Origin of the sequence: Sphingomonas sp., assembly GCF_031361285.1 — a bacterium.
Lineage (GTDB): Bacteria > Pseudomonadota > Alphaproteobacteria > Sphingomonadales > Sphingomonadaceae > Sphingomicrobium.
Genome location: NZ_JANMCO010000070.1, coordinates 1 through 1528 on the forward strand (window position 1 = coordinate 1; position 1528 = coordinate 1528).

2 protein-coding genes are annotated in these 1528 nt (G+C 64.3%); one reads left to right on the plus strand and one right to left on the minus strand.

Translation table 11 applies throughout. The annotated features are described in order from the left end of the window. Positions 1-89 precede the first annotated feature (89 nt). The gene (locus RMO25_RS07135) at positions 90-821 is read left to right on the plus strand and encodes a folate-binding protein (protein ID WP_309661910.1); all 732 of its coding nucleotides are present in this window, start codon (positions 90-92) and stop codon (positions 819-821) included. On the opposite strand, the gene RMO25_RS07140 is transcribed toward RMO25_RS07135, so the two are convergent. Then, entirely contained in the window at positions 800-1486 is a 687-nt protein-coding gene (locus tag RMO25_RS07140; RefSeq protein WP_309661911.1) for a cyclase family protein, read from the minus strand. The genes RMO25_RS07135 and RMO25_RS07140 overlap by 22 nt on opposite strands. Positions 1487-1528 lie beyond the last annotated feature (42 nt).

The window sequence follows — 1528 nt, forward strand, 5'->3', positions numbered from 1 at the left end:
TGTCGCCGTCGCGCAAATGCACGTGCCAATCGTCGGGCCGGCGGATGGTCAGCGTTTGCAATGCCACGGCGGCTCCTTAACTGAGGTGCATGAGCGCGACCACCCTCAGCGACCGAGCCGTCATCCGCCTGTCGGGCGAAGACGCCCGCGACTTCCTGCAAGGCCTCGTCACCAGCGATGTCGCGGATGACCTCCCGGTCTGGGCCGGCCTCCTGACACCGCAAGGCAAGACGTTGTTCGACTTCTTCGTCTGGGACGACGGGGGCGACCTGTTGCTCGACTGCGAAGCCGATGCCGCCGACGATCTGATCAAGCGCCTCTCAATCTATCGCCTGCGCCGCGCGATCACGATCGAGCGCGATCCCACTCTCGCGGTCCATTGGTCACCCGACGGCGCCGACGATCCGCGCTTGCCCGAGCTCGGTCGCCGCTGGCTAAATCCTCCCCAAGCTCGCCTTGGGGAGGGGGACCATGTGGAACATGGTGAAGGGGCCACTTCTGAATACCGCAAGCATCGCCTCCGCCTCGGCGTCACCGAAGGCCGCGCCGAATTGGGCGACATCCTCTGGCTCGAATGCAATGCGGCGGAATTGAACGGCGTCAGCTTCGCCAAGGGCTGCTTTGTCGGTCAGGAGAATACGGCGCGGATGAACTGGCGAGCCAAGATCAACCGCCGGCTGGTGGTGGTCGAGACCGCGGAAACCGGCCCGCGCACCCGAATCGCCTATCCCGAACTCGGCCTGGCCGTCGAGCACCGCCGCCTCGACGACCTCAACGCCGCGATCATTCCCGATTGGCTTCAGGCGTCTATCAGAGCGTAGGCCCGCACCGGGAACGTTCCCATTCCAGCTACTTTTGGCGGCACCGCGGAGAACCTAAAGCCGCTGTCGGGCAGCTGATCGAGCCCGCGCATATGTTCGCAAATCGGGATTTCGGCACCCAGCAGCCGAGTATGCACCGGTCGCGCACGCACGTGCATGACATCGATGTTGCAGCTGTCGATGCCGACAAATGCCGCACCTTTGTCCGCCAGCCAGTCGGCCGCGCTTGCGGTCAGGAACGGATGACGGCCAAAATATTCATCGGTTCGCCAATGCTCGTCCCAGCCGGTGTGGATCAGTACCGCCTTGCCGCGAACATCGAGCCCGTCCAGGTCCGCCGCATCGGTCGCGATTGCCTGGCCATGTGGGCGCCGCACCACGATCCCCGGCAGGCCGGCCAGCGACTCCAGCGGCAGCCCGGCCAAGTCCTTGCCATCGGCGTAGCGGTGGAACGGGCTGTCGAGATAAGTGCCGGTGTTGGCGACCATGTCGATCCGCCCGATCTGGAAGCTTGAGCCGTCGTCATATTTTTCGGCCGACGCCGCGCGCGTCCAATAGTCGCAGACATGCGGCCCCGGCAGTCCCTTGAAGGTGGTCATCCCGTCCTCGATGACGTGGCTGAGGTCGATGAGGGTGAGAGCTTGGTCGGTCATGTACTCACCCATATCATTGTCGCGTGTCCCCGCCAGAGCGATCGGGAATTTCGT

Excerpts from the sequence above, each read along its gene's own strand:
- RMO25_RS07135 (WP_309661910.1), top strand. The coding sequence starts at position 90 with ATGAGCGCGACCACCCTCAGCGACCGAGCCGTCATCCGCCTGTCGGGC.
- RMO25_RS07140 (WP_309661911.1), bottom strand. The coding sequence starts at position 1,486 with ATGGGTGAGTACATGACCGACCAAGCTCTCACCCTCATCGACCTCAGC.